We start from the raw sequence: 15,547 nt of genomic DNA, 5'->3' as shown, positions 1-15,547 counted from the left end.
GGGGATTTATCCCCGTTGGGCTGCGCAGCCGCCCCAAAACTTCCGCCCCCGGTACGTCAGGAGCTGCGTGTGTAACGATATCCACGACTGCTGCGCAGCCGAACGGGGATAAATCCCCTCACCACACGAGCTCTCAAAGTACCCAGTGGCGCAGGGGTGAAAAATATGCGCCGGCGCTTTATAGTGGCCGACCTCCGTTTCATCAAGTAGCGAAGCCCCATGTCCGAGCCACGCAAGATCCTCGTCACCAGCGCCCTGCCCTACGCCAATGGTTCGATTCACCTTGGCCACATGCTGGAATACATCCAGACCGATATGTGGGTGCGCTTCCAGAAGCATCGCGGCAACCAATGCATCTATGTCTGCGCCGACGACGCCCACGGTTCGGCGATCATGCTGCGCGCGGAAAAGGAAGGCATCACCCCGGAACAACTGATCGCCAACGTGCAGGCTGAACACAGCGCCGACTTTGCCGACTTCCTCGTCGATTTCGACAATTTCCACTCCACTCACGCCGAAGAAAACCGTGAGCTGTCGAGCCAGATCTACCTCAAGCTGCGTGACGCCGGGCACATCGCCCAGCGCTCGATCACGCAGTATTTCGACCCGGAAAAGAAAATGTTCCTGGCCGACCGCTTCATCAAGGGCACCTGCCCGAAATGCGGCACCGAAGACCAGTACGGCGACAACTGCGAAAAATGCGGCGCGACCTACGCACCGACCGACCTGAAGGATCCGAAGTCGGCGATCTCCGGCGCCACCCCGGTGCTCAAGGATTCCCAGCACTTCTTCTTCAAGCTGCCGGATTTCCAGGACATGCTCCAGGCCTGGACCCGCAGCGGCACCCTGCAGGACGCCGTGGCCAACAAGATCGCCGAATGGCTGGATGCCGGCCTGCAGCAGTGGGACATTTCCCGCGATGCGCCGTATTTCGGTTTCGAGATTCCGGGCGAACCGGGCAAGTATTTCTACGTGTGGCTGGATGCGCCGATCGGTTACATGGCCAGCTTCAAGAACCTCTGCAACCGCACGCCGGAGCTGGATTTCGACGCGTTCTGGGGCAAGGATTCGACTGCCGAGCTGTACCACTTCATCGGCAAGGACATCGTCAATTTCCATGCGCTGTTCTGGCCAGCCATGCTCGAAGGCGCCGGCTACCGCAAGCCGACCGGCATCAACGTGCACGGCTACCTGACCGTCAATGGTCAGAAAATGTCCAAGTCGCGCGGCACCTTCATCAAGGCCCGCACTTATCTGGATCATCTGTCGCCGGAATACCTGCGCTACTACTACGCGGCCAAGCTTGGCCGTGGCGTCGACGACCTCGACCTGAACCTCGAAGACTTCGTGCAGAAGGTCAACTCCGACCTGGTCGGCAAAGTGGTCAACATCGCCAGCCGTTGCGCCGGATTCATCCACAAGGGTAACGGTGGTCTGCTGGTCGACAACAATGCCGCGCCGGAGCTGACCGAGGCTTTCCTCGCCGCCGCGCCGAGCATTGCCGACGCCTACGAGGCCCGCGACTTCGCCCGCGCGATGCGTGAAATCATGGCCCTGGCTGACCGCGCCAACGCGTGGATCGCCGACAAGGCTCCGTGGTCGTTGAACAAGCAGGAAGGCAAGCAGGATGAAGTCCAGGCGATCTGCGCCACCGGCATCAACCTGTTCCGCCAGTTGGTGATCTTCCTCAAACCGGTACTGCCGCTGCTGGCCGCTGATGCCGAGGCGTTCCTCAACGTCGCGCCGCTGACCTGGAATGACCACACCACCCTGCTGACCAATCACCAGCTCAACGAATTCAAACCGTTGATGACCCGCATCGACCCGGTAAAAGTGCAAGCCATGACCGACGCCTCGAAAGAAGACCTGACCGCCAGCCAGACCGACACCGGCGAAGCCAAGCCTGCGGGCAACGGCGAACTGGCCAAGGATCCGCTGTCGCCGGAAATCGATTTCGACGCCTTTGCCGCCATCGATTTGCGCGTCGCTTTGATCGTCAAGGCCGAACACGTCGAAGGCGCGGACAAGCTGCTGCGCCTGACCCTCGACATCGGTGACGAGCAACGCAACGTGTTCTCCGGGATCAAGAGCGCCTACCCGGACCCGTCCAAGCTCGACGGTCGCCTGACCATGATGATCGCCAACCTCAAGCCACGGAAAATGAAGTTCGGTATTTCCGAAGGCATGGTGATGGCAGCCGGTCCCGGCGGTGAAGAGATCTATCTGCTGAGCCCTGACAGCGGCGCCAAACCGGGTCAGCGCATCAAGTAAGACGTTGCGATAAAACGATCCCACCGACGTGCTCTGCATGCCGGTGGGATTTTTCATATCTGGCCCGATAGTGCCTACCCTTAAGAGACACCCGCCCGTTTCGCTGGCAGAACCATGACCGAACTCGTGTTAACGCTGATCAGTGCTGCGCTGCTCAACAACTTGGTGTTGCACTGGCCGCTGGGCGTCGCTCCGCTGCTGGCGGGCAGCCGACGCCAGGTACATGCGCTGGGATTGGCGACGTTGTGCCTGATGGTGGTGGTCGGCGTTATCGGTCAGGCGATCTGGCAGTGGATACTGCTGCCGTTGCAGCTTGAAGCGCTGCGCCTGTTCGTGTTTCTGCCGTTGAGTGTGTTGTTGATCGCGCCGCTGCTGAAACTGCTGGCGGGCGGGCTGCCGGATTGGCCGTTCGACGGATTGTGGCCGCTGCTGCTGGGCAATGCCGGGGTACTCGGGCTGGCGTTGATCAATGCGCAAAACGATCAAGGCCTGCTGCACGCGACAGCATTGAGTATCGGCGCCGGGCTGGGTTTCTGGCTGGTGTTGAGTGTGTTCTGCGACCTGCGCGAGCGCACGGCCGACAACGATATTCCCCTGCCCTTTCGCGGCCTGCCGATCGACCTGATCAGCGCCGGACTGATCGCAGTGATTTTTCTCGGATTCAGTGGATTGATCAAAACATGAGTCTGCTTCAACGCATCGATGCCCTGCTGCCGCAGACCCAATGCGGCAAGTGCGGCCATCCCGGATGCAAACCCTATGCGCAAGGCATTGTTGACGGCGAGCCGATCAACAAGTGCCCGCCGGGCGGCGAAGAAACTATCGCTGCGCTGGCCGAGCTGTTGAAAATACCGGTCCTGGAACTGGATATCAGCCGTGGCCCGGCACCGCCGCAAGTCGCCTTCATCCGCGAGGCCGAATGCATCGGCTGCACCAAGTGCATTCAGGCCTGCCCGGTCGACGCCATCGTCGGCGCGGCAAAACTCATGCACACGGTGCTGATCGACGAGTGCACCGGTTGTGATCTGTGCGTTGCGCCGTGCCCGGTCGACTGCATAGAAATGCACCCTTTGCCTGCGAACACGATCCCAGTAGTTGGCGGTCTCGCATTTGATCTTGAAGAACAGCGCGCCCGCGCGATCAAACGTGACCATGCGCGCCAGCGTTTCGAGCGCCGCAACCAGCGCCTGCTGCGTGAAGAACAGCAAAAGCAGGCCGAACGTGAAGCGCGAGCCGCGCGTGCGGCACAACCGCAAGTCTCGACCGGCGACCCGGTGCAGGCTGCGCTGGAGCGGGTGCGCGCACAAAAAGCCGCTAACGCCGATGCGGCGCTGAAGAAGGCCAAGGTCGATGTGGCGATGAGTCGGGCTCAGTTGCAAAAATCGCTGAAAGCTTTCGGCCATCCGCCGACGTTCGAACAGCAGTCGCAACTGATCGTCCTGCAGCAACAATTCGAAGCCGCCGAGCAAGCACTGGCGAAGCTGGAAAGCAGCCAACCGGTGATTCCCGCCGTCTCTGCTCCGAGCAACGACGCGGAGTTGAAACGGGCGAAGATTCAACTGGCCATGCGCCGCGCCGAGTTGAAAAAGGCTCAGGCAGCGGAAGCTGCGCCGGAGCAGATCGCAGCACTGGAGCAAGCCGTGACTGACGCCGAGCGCCAGGTGCAAGACCATGCCGCCCCTTGAGGCAGCGGACGATCGCCTGCAACAGGCGATGAATACCGTGCTGCTCGCAGCGCTACCGGGGCTGCTCGCTTTGTTCTGGCTGTATGGCTGGGGCGTGTTGATCAATCTGCTGTTGGCGGTTGCCAGTGCTTTGCTCGTCGAAGCCGGGGTCGCCCATCTGCGTCGGCAAGCGGTGCAAGCGGCACTGCGTGATGGCAGCGCGCTGGTCAGTGCGATGTTGCTGGCCGTTGCGCTGCCGGCTTATTGCCCTTGGTGGCTGACCGTCACGGCGACCGTTTCAGGCTTGTTGTTCGGCAAGCACCTGTATGGCGGCGTCTGCAGAAATCCGTTCAACCCGGCGATGCTTGGTTTTGCCCTGAGCATGGTGCTGTTTCCGCAGGCGATGACGCATTGGCCCGGTCATGGCCTCGATTTCCTCTCGGCGTTGCAACAGGTTTTCAACCCGGCTCCAGCACCTGACGCCTGGGCGCAGGCCACGGCACTGGACAGTCTGCGCATCAATAAAAGCCTGACCATCGATGAGCTGTTCGCCAGCAACCCGGCCTTCGGCCGTTTCGGCGGGCGCGGTGTGGAATGGGTGAATCTGGCGTTTCTGCTCGGCGGTCTGTGGCTGTTGCAGCGGCGGATCTTTTCCTGGCACGCACCGGTGGGGATGCTCGCCAGTCTGTTCGTCATCAGCCTGTTGTGCTGGAACGGCTCGGGGTCCGATTCCCAAGGTTCGCCGCTGTTTCATCTGCTCAGTGGCGCGACCATGCTCGGTGCATTTTTTATCGTGACCGAACCTGTGTCCGGCGCGAAAAGCGCCCTTGCCCGCCTGCTGTTCGGTGTTGGCGTCGGCCTGCTGACTTATCTGATTCGCACGTGGGGTGGTTACCCGGACGGGGTCGCGTTTGCAGTGTTGCTGATGAATCTGCTGGTGCCGACGCTGGAGCGCTTCGCCGCCAGCCGCCAGTCGAAGGTGAACGCGTGAACCGCTCAGCGAGTGTCGCGACGGTGGTGCTGCTGGCACTCGTTGGCCTGAGTGCGACATACGTGCTGCAACGCAGCAATGCACCGCAGATTGCCAGCGAGCAGCGCTTGCTCGACAGCCGCAAATTGCTTGATGTCATGCCTGCCGCGCTCTACGACAATCAGCCGCTGGAGCAACCGCTGACGCTCGCCGAGCCTGCTTTGCGCCATAGCACGCTGTCGGGCGGCTATCGAGCGACCCGCTCCGGTCAGACAGTCGCGGTGCTGTTGCGCAGCCGCAGCGAAGGTTACGCAGGTACTCTGGAACTGCTGATAGCCATCGATGCAAACGGCAGAGTTCTAGGCGTGAAAACCCTTGAGCAGCGCGAAACGCCAGGATTGGGTGGTTACATCGGTGAATGGCCGAATGCCTGGCTTCAGGCCTTCCTCGGCAAATCCCGTACTGAGCCGACAGACGCCGGTTGGGCGCTGAAAAAGGATCAGGGGCAGTTCGATCAAATCGCTGGTGCGACCATAACCTCCCGTGCCGCCATCAACGCGATTCACGACGCACTGCGTTATTTCGATGAGCATCGGGCGTTGCTGTTAGGAACTCGCTTATGAAACGCACGGTAAGTTTATTGATGCTGGTGCCGCTATTGGGCGCCACACAAACATTTAGCGCTGCACTGGGGATAACCTTGATGCTCGGCGCGGTGCTCGGCGTTTTTGCCGTTTGCATGTCGCCGCTGCGCGAACGCCTGATGGGCACCCGTGCGTTGCTAGCCAGCCTGATACTTGCCGCGACGCTGACCAGTTGCGCAAACATCATGGCGCAACGCTGGTTTTTGTCATGGCAGCAGACGTCTGAGCTCTACATAGGGCTGATCGCCTTGCACTGCGTCGTGCTTGAATACCACGGTGCCTTCCGCGAGCCCGTCGCTGTCAGCTTCAAACGCTGCGCCTTGTTCGGCGCGCTCATGCTGGTGGTGGGCGGGCTGCGCGAGATCGTCGGTTATGGCAGCCTTGGCCGAGGTCTTTCGGAGCATTGGCAAGGTCTGGTTTTGTTCCCCGAGGGGCTGCATCTGTTTACGCTGGTCCCCGGCGCTTTCGTTTTACTGGGCCTGCTTCTCGCCGTACGTCAGGCGTGGACACGCCGCAACTCTGTCATCAAGGAAACGCATCGCCCATGAATGCTGCAAAACGTCTTGAGATATTTCGCCGACTGCACGAAGACAATCCCGAGCCGAAAACCGAACTGGCCTACTCTTCGCCGTTCGAGCTGCTGATTGCGGTGATTCTTTCGGCGCAGTCCACCGATGTCGGCGTCAACAAGGCGACCGCCAAACTCTTTCCCGTCGCCAATACACCCGCTGCTATTCATGCACTGGGTGTCGAGGGGCTGTCGGAGTACATCAAGACCATTGGCCTGTACAACAGCAAGGCGAAAAACGTCATCGAAACCTGCCGTTTGCTGGTTGAACGCCACGGCGGTGAAGTCCCGCAAACCCGGGAAGAACTGGAAGCCTTGCCGGGCGTCGGACGCAAGACCGCCAACGTGGTGCTCAACACCGCTTTCCGTCAATTGACCATGGCGGTCGACACGCACATTTTCCGCGTCAGCAATCGCACCGGCATCGCGCCCGGGAAAAATGTGGTGGAAGTTGAAATGAAGCTGATGAAGTTTGTACCGAAAGAATTCCTGCTCGACTCCCATCACTGGCTGATTTTGCATGGCCGCTATGTTTGCCTGGCGCGTAAACCGCGCTGTGGCAGCTGCCGCATCGAAGATTTGTGCGAATACAAACACAAAACTTCTGACGATTGAGCCGTCATCGGTTTTTCGTATCCATCGATTGAAAAAATCTTTTTTACCCGCCGCAGTAATGTCGATATAAGGAGCGCCAAAGGCAGTCTTAGCCGGGAGTTGACTTCATGAGTACCGACAAAGAGCAACTGGATGTAGAAGAAGATTTTATTGCCGTCGAGGCCGATGAGGTCGAACCGGTGGTAGAGGTGGCGAAGACCAACCTCAGCAAGCGTCGCACAATCGACAACCTGCTTGAGGAGCGCCGACTGCAAAGGCAATTGGCCGATTACGATTTTGATCTGTGATACCTGAAGGCCTCCCGAAGCGGAGGCTTTTCATTTTCTGCGACAACCGAGCTTGATCGGCCCATGACGGTCTCAGCTGTCGAATCGTTCAAACCAGGCCGTTGCGCTGCGCCAACTCGATCAGATCAACCAGAGACCGCGCATTGAGTTTCAGCAACAGGCGAGTCTTGTAAGTGCTAACAGTCTTGTTGCTCAAAAACATGCCGTCGGCGATTTCCTTGTTGGTCTTGCCGCGCGCCAATTGCTGCAGCACCATCATTTCCCGCCCGGACAGACGATCAACCATGTCCGCCTCACTCGCATTGCCCAGACTGGTACGCACGGTGTGCAGGGCCTGATTGGGGAAATAGCTATAGCCGGACAGAACTGCCTTGATAGCACTCAGCAGTTCGGTCAGATCCTGCTGCTTGCACACATAACCCGCTGCACCCGATTGCATGCAACGCATTGAAAAATGTCCGGGAGCCTGGGAAGTCAGCACCAGCACTTTCACCGGCATGGCGGTGGAAGTCAGGCGAGCAATAACTTCCAGCCCATCGAGTTTGGGTATTCCAATATCCAGAATGACAAGATCCGGTATTTGTTCACGAGCAATTTGTAGTGCATCAACGCCATTATCCGTTTCTGCAATGACTTCGTAGCCATGCCGTTCCATCAGCATACGTACCGCAAGTCGAATGACGGGGTGGTCATCCACGATCAGCACTTTATTCATGGGCAAGTCCAGTTTTCGCTGTTCGAATTTTTAGAACACGCACGATATCCCAGTCACTTGCTTCAAGGCATGGCAACTTTTACACGCATTTGCATCGAGAGACATTCCCTACAGGCATTGAGGATAATTCCCACAAATAGGTCCCGTCGCATCCATTGCAACTGCTTCCCGTCCTTCAAGACCACAGCGAATTTCCGTTTACTGCGCACACGTCCTACGCAGGTCCGAATTCCAGTCGAGCCATTTGAAGTTTCCTGGACCACTCTTGCCGGCTGCCGATTCGACATATGACGTAACGAACCGCCGCTACTGCATATTCGACGCACCGGCAGCCCTTCTATAAAACTTGAAACAACAGCCTGAAACTTCAATGAAGGCTTTTGCTATATATAGAAATATTCAACCTCAAACAAACAGCATAGAACTTGAATCATGCTCAAGATAACGAAAAAGATCACTAACCCAATGACCGTCATAGCGATATTCGCCATTATCTCGGAAACTTCAGCGGCGGTATCGCTGCCGTTTCTCGACAACAAGGACCGGGAGATTTATGTCTGGTTTCTGATCAGCTTTCCGTTTTACTTGTTATTTCTTTTTTTTATCACGCTCAACTTCAACCACCGCTCGCTCTACTCGCCCTCGGATTTCGGCAAGGACAAAAATTTCCTGAAGGCGGCTGAGCATTCGGAACGCGACAGCGAACGAAAAGTACCGTTGCGAAAAACCGATGGATCGTGCGCTTTCGAGATAACCAGCTGCGTGGTGTCCAGCAACACTGGGAGCGGCGGATTTCAGCGTCCATGCAGGATTCACAACGCGCCTGACCCACCAACCGATATCGATGGCCAAGCGAACCCCGTGGTGCAGACGATCAAACTGTCACCGCTGATAAGCGAACTGAACATCATCGACGCCCGGGACGTTGATGCGTCCAGGGAGTTCGATGCGATTCTCGACACTCTTCGGAGCGCCGGTAAAAAAAATCCGCGAGTGCTGGTTTTTCTGTCGAATCATGTTTCGGACTCTCTGGCGCATACTTCGCTGCAACAGATCAAACAGGCGAAGAAAAGCTCAGGTGCAACACTGTGTGTCGTTTACAACCTGTGCACACAGACAGTTACCCTGCTGGGGCGAACCAGCTGACAGGCGTGGCACATCCCGCAAGCGGGCAGACAAGAGAAACGGCTTGATGAACACGATGAAAATTCCGAAAAAAAAGGCGGCCCTGAACTGGCCGCCTTTTTTATTGCGCGTGGGTCTGAGCCACTCAGAACAACTTGCGGCCCTTGTTGGCAGCAATGCGCATGCGCAGCGCGTTGAGCTTGATGAAGCCCGCCGCATCGGCCTGGTTGTAAGCGCCGCCGTCTTCTTCGAAGGTGGCGATGTTGGCGTCGAACAGCGAATCGTCGGACTTGCGACCGGTGACGATGACGTTGCCCTTGTACAGCTTCAGGCGCACTACGCCGTTCACGTTGACCTGCGAAGCATCGATCATCTGTTGCAGCATCAGACGCTCAGGGCTCCACCAGTAGCCGGTATAGATCAGGCTGGCGTACTTGGGCATCAGCTCGTCTTTGAGGTGAGCGACTTCGCGGTCCAGAGTGATCGATTCGATGGCGCGGTGAGCGCGCAGCATGATGGTGCCGCCCGGGGTTTCGTAGCAGCCACGGGACTTCATGCCGACATAACGGTTTTCGACGATGTCGAGACGACCGATGCCGTGCTCGCCGCCGATCCTGTTCAGCGTCGCCAGTACGGTGGCCGGGGTCATTTCGACGCCGTCCAGCGCGACGATGTCGCCGTTGCGGTAGGTCAGTTCCAGGTACTGCGGGGTGTCGGGAGCCTTCTCCGGGGAGACGGTCCAGCGCCACATGTCTTCTTCGTGCTCGGTCCAGGTGTCTTCCAGCACGCCGCCTTCATAAGAGATGTGCAGCAGGTTGGCGTCCATCGAGTACGGGGATTTCTTCTTGCCGTGGCGTTCGATCGGGATCGCGTGCTTCTCGGCGTAGTCCATCAGCTTCTCGCGGGACAGCAGGTCCCACTCGCGCCAAGGGGCGATGACTTTCACGCCTGGCTTGAGCGCGTAGGCGCCCAGTTCGAAGCGCACCTGGTCGTTGCCCTTGCCGGTGGCGCCGTGGGAAATGGCGTCGGCGCCGGTTTCGTTGGCGATTTCGATCAGGCGCTTGGCGATCAGCGGACGGGCGATGGAAGTACCCAGCAGGTACTCGCCTTCGTAAACGGTGTTGGCGCGGAACATCGGGAACACGAAATCACGCACGAATTCTTCGCGCAGGTCGTCGATGTAGATTTCTTTGACGCCCATGGCCTGAGCCTTGGCGCGGGCCGGCTCGACCTCTTCGCCTTGACCGAGATCAGCGGTGAAGGTCACCACTTCACAGTTATAAGTATCCTGCAGCCACTTGAGGATCACCGAAGTGTCCAGGCCGCCGGAATACGCCAGAACGACCTTGTTTACGTCCGCCATGCCATCACTCCACGGGGTTCTACGGAAAGCCGGGGAGTCTACCGCTCAAACGCGATAATTTACAGAGGCGCGACAGCTTAAGACGACAAAGCGACAGAATCTGTCGAGAGCGCGACGATGACCGGCGGGTCAGGAAGTCGCTGCGGCCGTGGCCGGCGTACTCGCTTGCGGCGCCGGAGTCGGGGCGGTAGTCGGAGCGACGCGCGACAATTTCACGTTTACCCGACGGTTCTTCGCACGATTGGCTTTGCTGGTGTTCGGCACGATCGGATACTGCTCGCCGTGGAAACGCACGGTGATCTGCGATTCCTGAATGCCGTTGGCCTTGAAGAAATCCACCACCGCCAGCGCGCGGCGGCGCGACAATTCGCGGTTGGTCAGGCGATTGCCGCTGTTGTCGGAATGGCCGTCAAGGTCAATGTGGTTCACCGTCGGGTCGGCCTTCATGTATTCGAGCATCACTCGCAGCTTGGCCTTGGCAGCCGGGTCCAGCTCAACGCCTTCGCCGGGGAAGCCGATCTGCGACTGCTTGATCTGGTCGAAATTCTGCGGCAGCAATTTCGCCACGCAGCCTTGATAGTCGTTGAACGCCTTGCTGAATTTCACCGGCAACAAACGCACTTCGGAGACGCGGCCATCGCCAGACGCACGGCGTACCACCGGGCTGCGACCGTCCAGCAGACCGCTGATCAATCCCCCGGCCTGAGATTGCGAGCTGTTGAACAACACATTGCCGCTGCCCAGACGCACAGAGCCCAGATTGATGTCGCCACGCCCTGGCTGCCATGGTGCAGCGGCAGCGAGCAAAGTCGCCGAACCGCCGCCGAGCATGGCGTTGTAGGCGTTCAGGCGAAAGATCGCCTGCTCACCGGCCTTGCGCACGAACTCGCCCGAGCCGAAATCGGTGATCGGCTGGGTCAGGCGGCATTCGAACTGGTCGCCGGCGACCGTCCACTCAATGTTCTCCAGACGGGTCTGGTAAGTCAGCGCCATCGCGGGAAGGCTGGCAAACACACTGAGCAGGGCTAAATAACGCTGGCGCACGGGAGGCTCCATTGGCTTGTGAAACACAAACACCGATTCACACAATGTTTACGGCATACCTCCGGGATATCGGACGCTTGCGGCAAAACTTGATAGCGGGTGCCTGCAAGAGTCTTTTCCGGTAGCATTCGCCTCAGTTTGACCCGCCTGGAATCCCCTCATGTCCGACCGCCTGACCCTGCTGCGTCCCGACGACTGGCACATTCATCTTCGCGATGGTGCCGTGTTGACCAATACCGTTGCCGATGTGGCCCGCACCTTCGGGCGCGCGATCATCATGCCGAACCTGGTACCGCCGGTGCGCAACGCCGCTGAAGCCGACGGCTATCGTCAGCGCATTCTCGCTGCCCGCCCGGCCGGCAGTCAGTTCGAGCCGTTGATGGTGCTGTACCTCACCGACCGCACCCAACCGGAAGAAATTCGTCAGGCCAAGGCCAGCGGTTTCGTCTACGCCGCCAAGCTGTACCCGGCCGGCGCGACCACCAACTCCGATTCCGGCGTGACCAGCATCGACAAGATCTTCCCGGCGCTGGAAGCCATGGCCGAAGTCGGCATGCCGCTGTTGATCCACGGTGAAGTCACCCGTGGCGACGTCGATGTATTCGACCGCGAAAAGATTTTCATCGACGAGCACATGCGCCGCGTGGTCGAGCGTTTCCCGACACTGAAAGTGGTGTTCGAACACATCACCACTGGCGACGCCGTGCAGTTCGTCAACGAGGCTTCGGCCAACGTCGGCGCGACCATCACCGCGCATCACCTGCTGTACAACCGCAACCACATGCTGGTCGGTGGGATTCGGCCGCACTTCTACTGCCTGCCGATCCTCAAGCGCAACACCCATCAGGAAGCCTTGCTCGACGCCGCCACCAGTGGCAGCGCCAAGTTCTTCCTCGGCACCGACTCGGCGCCCCACGCCCAGCACGCCAAGGAGGCCGCCTGCGGTTGCGCCGGTTGCTATACCGCTTACGCCGCCATCGAGATGTATGCCGAAGCGTTCGAACAGCGTAACGCGCTGGACAAGCTCGAAGCCTTCGCCAGCCTCAACGGCCCGCGTTTCTACGGCCTGCCGGCAAACACCGATCGCATCACCCTGGTCCGTGAAGAATGGACCGCCCCGACCAGCCTGCCATTTGGCGAGCTGACCGTTATCCCGCTGCGCGCCGGTGAAAAACTGCGCTGGCGCCTGCTGGAGGAACACGCGTGAGTGAAGACAATTTCGACGATGAGCTGGACGGTCAAGGTGGCGGCGGCGGTTCCCGTCACCCGATGGCAGCACGTTTTCGCGGCTACCTGCCGGTTGTCGTCGACGTAGAAACCGGTGGCTTCAACGCAGCCACCGACGCCCTGCTGGAGATTGCCGCGACCACCATCGCCATGGATGAAAAGGGTTTCGTGTACCCGGATCACACCTACTTCTTCCGCGTCGAGCCATTCGAAGGTGCGAACGTTGAAGCGGCAGCGCTGGAGTTCACCGGGATCAAGCTCGATCATCCGCTGCGCATGGCCGTCAGCGAAGAAACCGCGCTGACCGACATCTTCCGTGGCATCCGCAAGGCGCTGAAAGCCAACGGCTGCAAGCGGGCAATTCTGGTCGGACACAACAGCAGTTTCGACCTGGGCTTCCTCAACGCCGCAGTTGCGCGTCTGGATATGAAGCGCAACCCGTTCCACCCGTTCTCCAGTTTCGACACCGCGACCCTGGCGGGTCTGGCGTATGGTCAGACCGTGCTGGCGAAAGCCTGTCAGGCCGCCGGCATCGATTTCGACGGGCGTGAAGCGCACTCGGCGCGTTACGACACCGAAAAGACCGCTGAGCTGTTCTGCGGCATCGTCAATCGCTGGAAGCAGATGGGCGGCTGGGAAGACTTCGACGACTGATCCTCGTCGAGCAAATCCCGCGCATGAAAAAACCGGCCACGTGGGCCGGTTTTTTTGTACCTCGACGTTGCGCCTTACAGGGCCGCAGCGTTCTCGGTCAGGTAAGCCGCAACGCCTTCCGGCGAAGCGTTCATGCCTTTGTCGCCTTTCTTCCAGTTGGCCGGGCAGACTTCGCCGTGCTCTTCGTGGAATTGCAGCGCGTCGACCAGACGGATCAGCTCTTCCATGTTACGGCCCAGCGGCAGGTCGTTGATGATCTGCGAGCGAACCACGCCTTTGTCGTCGATCAGGAACGCGCCACGGAAAGCCACGCCGCCTTCGGATTCAACGTCGTATGCCTTGGCGATGTCGTGCTTCATGTCGGCAGCCATGGTGTATTTCACCTGGCCGATGCCGCCATTGTTCACTGGAGTGTTGCGCCAGGCGTTGTGGGTAAAGTGCGAGTCGATCGACACAGCGATCACTTCAACGTTGCGCGCCTTGAAGTCAGCCATGCGGTTGTCCAGAGCGATCAGCTCGGACGGGCAGACGAAGGTGAAGTCCAGCGGGTAGAAGAACACCAGGCCGTATTTGCCTTTGATGGCCGAGGACAGGGTGAAGCTGTCAACGATCTCGCCATTGCCGAGTACGGCCGGGACGGTGAAGTCTGGGGCTTGTTTGCCTACGAGTACGCTCATTGATATCTCCTGGTGTAGAAACTTGAAGTTCAGGGTCCGGGCCAGCCTGTCACCCTCAGGCGACAGCCCTGTGACACGAACCCTCTTCGCAAGGGACGACCATCATACACTGCGTGTTTGGCCTGTCCGTAACGGATTTTCCCTGTTCGGTTATCCACTGCGTATTCATGGGGTCAGACGCGCATTGGGAAAATACCGTTCGTCAGTCGCCGGGAAATTGGCTGCGAAGCGTTCCGAAAGCACTTTGACAATCATTCTCGTTAACATTAAGATCCATCGCAATTGAGTCACAACCAGCGACGGTTCTTACTTATGTATGTTTGCCTCTGCACTGGCGTCACCGACGGACAGATCCGCGAAGCGATCTATGAAGGTTGCTGCAGCTACAAAGAAGTTCGCCAGGCCACCGGCGTCGCCAGCCAGTGCGGCAAATGCGCCTGCCTTGCCAAGGAAGTGGTGCGCGAAACCCTGACCAAGCTGCAAACCGCCCAGGCCGCGATCCCTTACCCGGTAGAATTTACTGCTGCGTAAATGCCCCCATTTCAAAGAACCGGACTAGATGTCCGGTTTTTTTATGCCTGAAAATCAATTGCTTAGCGTCCAGACGCGGAACACAAACATTCTTATTCCGATTAATTTTCATTTATTATTCAATAACTTAGGTTTGACACTTATAACTGCCAAGCTCAAACTCCGCCTTATATACGGTTAATACAGGGCAGGACTCCGATCATGAAAGGCGACATTACAGTCATCCAGCATCTCAACAAGATCCTCGCCAATGAGCTGGTCGCGATCAATCAGTACTTCCTGCATGCGCGCATGTATGAAGATTGGGGTCTGAACAAGCTCGGCAAGCACGAATACCACGAATCCATCGACGAGATGAAACACGCGGACAAGCTGATCAAGCGCATCCTGTTCCTTGAAGGCCTGCCGAACGTTCAGGACTTGGGCAAGCTGCACATCGGCGAGCACACCCGCGAAATGCTCGAATGCGACCTGCGCATCGAAAAGACCGGTCACGCCGACCTGAAAGCCGCCATCGCCCATTGCGAAACCGTTGGTGACTTCGGCAGCCGTGAACTGCTCGAAGACATTCTCGAGTCGGAAGAAGAACACATCGACTGGCTGGAAACCCAGCTCGGCCTGATCGACAAGATCGGCCTGGAAAACTATCTGCAGTCGCAGATGGGCGAAGAGTGATCTGACCCTCGCAAGATACTAAAAAGCCCCGCCCTCTTTCGAGGTGCGGGGCTTTTTTATCGCCGGGATTTCAGAGGTTGCGAAATCCCTGCAAGAGCGAATCAGGCTTCGGACTTGTTCGCCGCTGCCGCTTCGACAGCCGCCTTGATGGTGCTTTGCAGCGAACCGTCTGCAGCCATCTCGGTCATGATGTCGCTGCCGCCGACCAGCTCACCGCCGACCCATAGTTGCGGGAAAGTCGGCCAGTTGGCGTACTTCGGCAGGTTGGCGCGGATTTCCGGGTTCTGCAGGATGTCCACGTACGCGAACTTTTCACCACAGGCCATCACGGCTTGCGCAGCTTTTGCGGAGAAGCCGCACTGCGGGGCATTCGGCGAGCCTTTCATGTAAAGCAGAATGGTGTTGTTGGCAATCTGCTCTTTAATCGTTTCGATGATATCCATGGAGCACCTCGGCTGAACTTTCCGACTCAGAGGTCGGCACGGTGGCGCATTGTAACGGAATCCCGAGCGCCATG

The 15,547-nt window shown here is 58.6% G+C and carries 18 protein-coding genes; 13 read left to right on the top strand and 5 right to left on the bottom strand.

From position 1 onward, the window contains the following. Window positions 1–219 precede the first annotated feature (219 nt). The 8 genes from metG (at window position 220) to AAEZ10_RS08260 (ending at window position 7,019) form a co-directional block, all read left to right on the top strand. A complete protein-coding gene (metG, locus tag AAEZ10_RS08295) occupies window positions 220–2,271 on the top strand; it encodes a methionine--tRNA ligase (protein ID WP_350568743.1) in 2,052 nt (683 codons plus the stop codon). A 114-nt stretch (window positions 2,272–2,385) separates the two neighbouring features. Further along, window positions 2,386–2,955, top strand: a complete 570-nt coding sequence (locus tag AAEZ10_RS08290; RefSeq protein ID WP_350568741.1) for an Rnf-Nqr domain containing protein — start codon at window positions 2,386–2,388, stop codon at window positions 2,953–2,955. Continuing rightward, complete coding sequence (gene rsxB, locus AAEZ10_RS08285) at window positions 2,952–3,956, top strand: electron transport complex subunit RsxB (protein ID WP_350568739.1); 1,005 nt, start codon at window positions 2,952–2,954, stop codon at window positions 3,954–3,956. The genes AAEZ10_RS08290 and rsxB overlap by 4 nt, the downstream gene beginning before the upstream one ends. Then, entirely contained in the window at window positions 3,943–4,926 is a 984-nt protein-coding gene (locus tag AAEZ10_RS08280; RefSeq protein ID WP_350568737.1) for an RnfABCDGE type electron transport complex subunit D, read from the top strand. The genes rsxB and AAEZ10_RS08280 overlap by 14 nt, the downstream gene beginning before the upstream one ends. Continuing rightward, window positions 4,923–5,528: an RnfABCDGE type electron transport complex subunit G gene (locus AAEZ10_RS08275; RefSeq protein WP_350568735.1), complete on the top strand. Its 606-nt coding sequence runs from the start codon at window positions 4,923–4,925 to the stop codon at window positions 5,526–5,528. The genes AAEZ10_RS08280 and AAEZ10_RS08275 overlap by 4 nt, the downstream gene beginning before the upstream one ends. Next, the gene (locus AAEZ10_RS08270; protein ID WP_350568733.1) at window positions 5,525–6,097 is read left to right on the top strand and encodes an Rnf-Nqr domain containing protein; all 573 of its coding nucleotides are present in this window, start codon (window positions 5,525–5,527) and stop codon (window positions 6,095–6,097) included. Before AAEZ10_RS08275 ends, AAEZ10_RS08270 begins: the two co-directional genes overlap by 4 nt. Beyond that, the gene (gene nth, locus AAEZ10_RS08265; protein WP_016773410.1) at window positions 6,094–6,732 is read left to right on the top strand and encodes an endonuclease III; all 639 of its coding nucleotides are present in this window, start codon (window positions 6,094–6,096) and stop codon (window positions 6,730–6,732) included. Before AAEZ10_RS08270 ends, nth begins: the two co-directional genes overlap by 4 nt. Before the next feature lie 107 nt (window positions 6,733–6,839). After that, on the top strand, window positions 6,840–7,019 hold the full coding sequence (locus tag AAEZ10_RS08260; protein WP_016773409.1) for a PA3496 family putative envelope integrity protein: 180 nt from the start codon (window positions 6,840–6,842) through the stop codon (window positions 7,017–7,019). An 88-nt stretch (window positions 7,020–7,107) separates the two neighbouring features. Here the strand turns inward: AAEZ10_RS08260 and AAEZ10_RS08255 are convergent, their stop codons facing one another. Next, a complete protein-coding gene (locus tag AAEZ10_RS08255; RefSeq protein ID WP_016773408.1) occupies window positions 7,108–7,734 on the bottom strand; it encodes a response regulator transcription factor in 627 nt (208 codons plus the stop codon). A gap of 432 nt (window positions 7,735–8,166) precedes the next feature. Here AAEZ10_RS08255 and AAEZ10_RS08250 point away from each other — a divergent pair, with 432 nt between their 5' ends. Continuing rightward, on the top strand, window positions 8,167–8,880 hold the full coding sequence (locus AAEZ10_RS08250) for a hypothetical protein (RefSeq protein ID WP_110646234.1): 714 nt from the start codon (window positions 8,167–8,169) through the stop codon (window positions 8,878–8,880). A 124-nt stretch (window positions 8,881–9,004) separates the two neighbouring features. Here AAEZ10_RS08250 and AAEZ10_RS08245 read toward each other — a convergent pair whose 3' ends face one another. After that, window positions 9,005–10,222, bottom strand: coding sequence for an argininosuccinate synthase (locus tag AAEZ10_RS08245; protein ID WP_011335737.1), 1,218 nt, complete (start codon window positions 10,220–10,222; stop codon window positions 9,005–9,007). A gap of 129 nt (window positions 10,223–10,351) precedes the next feature. Further along, window positions 10,352–11,266 carry a flagellar protein MotY gene (locus AAEZ10_RS08240; RefSeq protein ID WP_071173435.1) on the bottom strand — a complete coding sequence of 305 codons (915 nt, stop codon included), beginning with the start codon at window positions 11,264–11,266 and terminating at the stop codon, window positions 10,352–10,354. Window positions 11,267–11,426: 160 nt separating this feature from the next. On the opposite strand from AAEZ10_RS08240, the gene pyrC reads away from it, so the two are divergent. Both pyrC and rnt read left to right on the top strand, forming a co-directional pair. Further along, a complete protein-coding gene (gene pyrC, locus AAEZ10_RS08235) occupies window positions 11,427–12,473 on the top strand; it encodes a dihydroorotase (RefSeq protein WP_016773405.1) in 1,047 nt (348 codons plus the stop codon). Further along, window positions 12,470–13,147, top strand: a complete 678-nt coding sequence (gene rnt, locus AAEZ10_RS08230; RefSeq protein ID WP_016773404.1) for a ribonuclease T — start codon at window positions 12,470–12,472, stop codon at window positions 13,145–13,147. The genes pyrC and rnt overlap by 4 nt, the downstream gene beginning before the upstream one ends. A gap of 74 nt (window positions 13,148–13,221) precedes the next feature. Here rnt and AAEZ10_RS08225 read toward each other — a convergent pair whose 3' ends face one another. Further along, a complete protein-coding gene (locus AAEZ10_RS08225) occupies window positions 13,222–13,824 on the bottom strand; it encodes a peroxiredoxin (protein ID WP_003227723.1) in 603 nt (200 codons plus the stop codon). A 312-nt stretch (window positions 13,825–14,136) separates the two neighbouring features. Here AAEZ10_RS08225 and AAEZ10_RS08220 point away from each other — a divergent pair, with 312 nt between their 5' ends. Next, a complete protein-coding gene (locus AAEZ10_RS08220) occupies window positions 14,137–14,355 on the top strand; it encodes a bacterioferritin-associated ferredoxin (RefSeq protein WP_003227725.1) in 219 nt (72 codons plus the stop codon). Window positions 14,356–14,556: 201 nt separating this feature from the next. Then, the gene (gene bfr / locus AAEZ10_RS08215; protein ID WP_016773403.1) at window positions 14,557–15,030 is read left to right on the top strand and encodes a bacterioferritin; all 474 of its coding nucleotides are present in this window, start codon (window positions 14,557–14,559) and stop codon (window positions 15,028–15,030) included. Between the two features lie 101 nt (window positions 15,031–15,131). On the opposite strand, the gene grxD is transcribed toward bfr, so the two are convergent. Continuing rightward, window positions 15,132–15,473 (bottom strand): Grx4 family monothiol glutaredoxin, encoded by a 342-nt coding sequence (gene grxD / locus AAEZ10_RS08210; RefSeq protein ID WP_016773402.1) that lies wholly within the window; start codon window positions 15,471–15,473, stop codon window positions 15,132–15,134. Window positions 15,474–15,547: the final 74 nt, after the last annotated feature.

The sequence above is a fragment of the Pseudomonas sp. H26/SER47-MNA-CIBAN-0231 genome, assembly GCF_040310465.1.
GTDB lineage: Bacteria > Pseudomonadota > Gammaproteobacteria > Pseudomonadales > Pseudomonadaceae > Aquipseudomonas > Aquipseudomonas atacamensis.
The sequence above is the reverse complement of the archived record's forward strand: the minus strand, read 5'-3'. Positions and strand labels throughout refer to the sequence as shown.

Coding starts and splice junctions, on each gene's coding strand:
- AAEZ10_RS08260 (WP_016773409.1), top strand. CDS start 6,840: ATGAGTACCGACAAAGAGCAACTGGATGTAGAAGAAGATTTTATTGCC.
- pyrC (WP_016773405.1), top strand. CDS start 11,427: ATGTCCGACCGCCTGACCCTGCTGCGTCCCGACGACTGGCACATTCAT.
- metG (WP_350568743.1), top strand. CDS start 220: ATGTCCGAGCCACGCAAGATCCTCGTCACCAGCGCCCTGCCCTACGCC.
- AAEZ10_RS08245 (WP_011335737.1), bottom strand. CDS start 10,222: ATGGCGGACGTAAACAAGGTCGTTCTGGCGTATTCCGGCGGCCTGGAC.
- AAEZ10_RS08290 (WP_350568741.1), top strand. CDS start 2,386: ATGACCGAACTCGTGTTAACGCTGATCAGTGCTGCGCTGCTCAACAAC.
- AAEZ10_RS08280 (WP_350568737.1), top strand. CDS start 3,943: ATGCCGCCCCTTGAGGCAGCGGACGATCGCCTGCAACAGGCGATGAAT.
- grxD (WP_016773402.1), bottom strand. CDS start 15,473: ATGGATATCATCGAAACGATTAAAGAGCAGATTGCCAACAACACCATT.
- AAEZ10_RS08220 (WP_003227725.1), top strand. CDS start 14,137: ATGTATGTTTGCCTCTGCACTGGCGTCACCGACGGACAGATCCGCGAA.
- AAEZ10_RS08250 (WP_110646234.1), top strand. CDS start 8,167: ATGCTCAAGATAACGAAAAAGATCACTAACCCAATGACCGTCATAGCG.
- AAEZ10_RS08225 (WP_003227723.1), bottom strand. CDS start 13,824: ATGAGCGTACTCGTAGGCAAACAAGCCCCAGACTTCACCGTCCCGGCC.
- AAEZ10_RS08255 (WP_016773408.1), bottom strand. CDS start 7,734: ATGAATAAAGTGCTGATCGTGGATGACCACCCCGTCATTCGACTTGCG.
- rsxB (WP_350568739.1), top strand. CDS start 2,952: ATGAGTCTGCTTCAACGCATCGATGCCCTGCTGCCGCAGACCCAATGC.
- AAEZ10_RS08270 (WP_350568733.1), top strand. CDS start 5,525: ATGAAACGCACGGTAAGTTTATTGATGCTGGTGCCGCTATTGGGCGCC.
- bfr (WP_016773403.1), top strand. CDS start 14,557: ATGAAAGGCGACATTACAGTCATCCAGCATCTCAACAAGATCCTCGCC.
- nth (WP_016773410.1), top strand. CDS start 6,094: ATGAATGCTGCAAAACGTCTTGAGATATTTCGCCGACTGCACGAAGAC.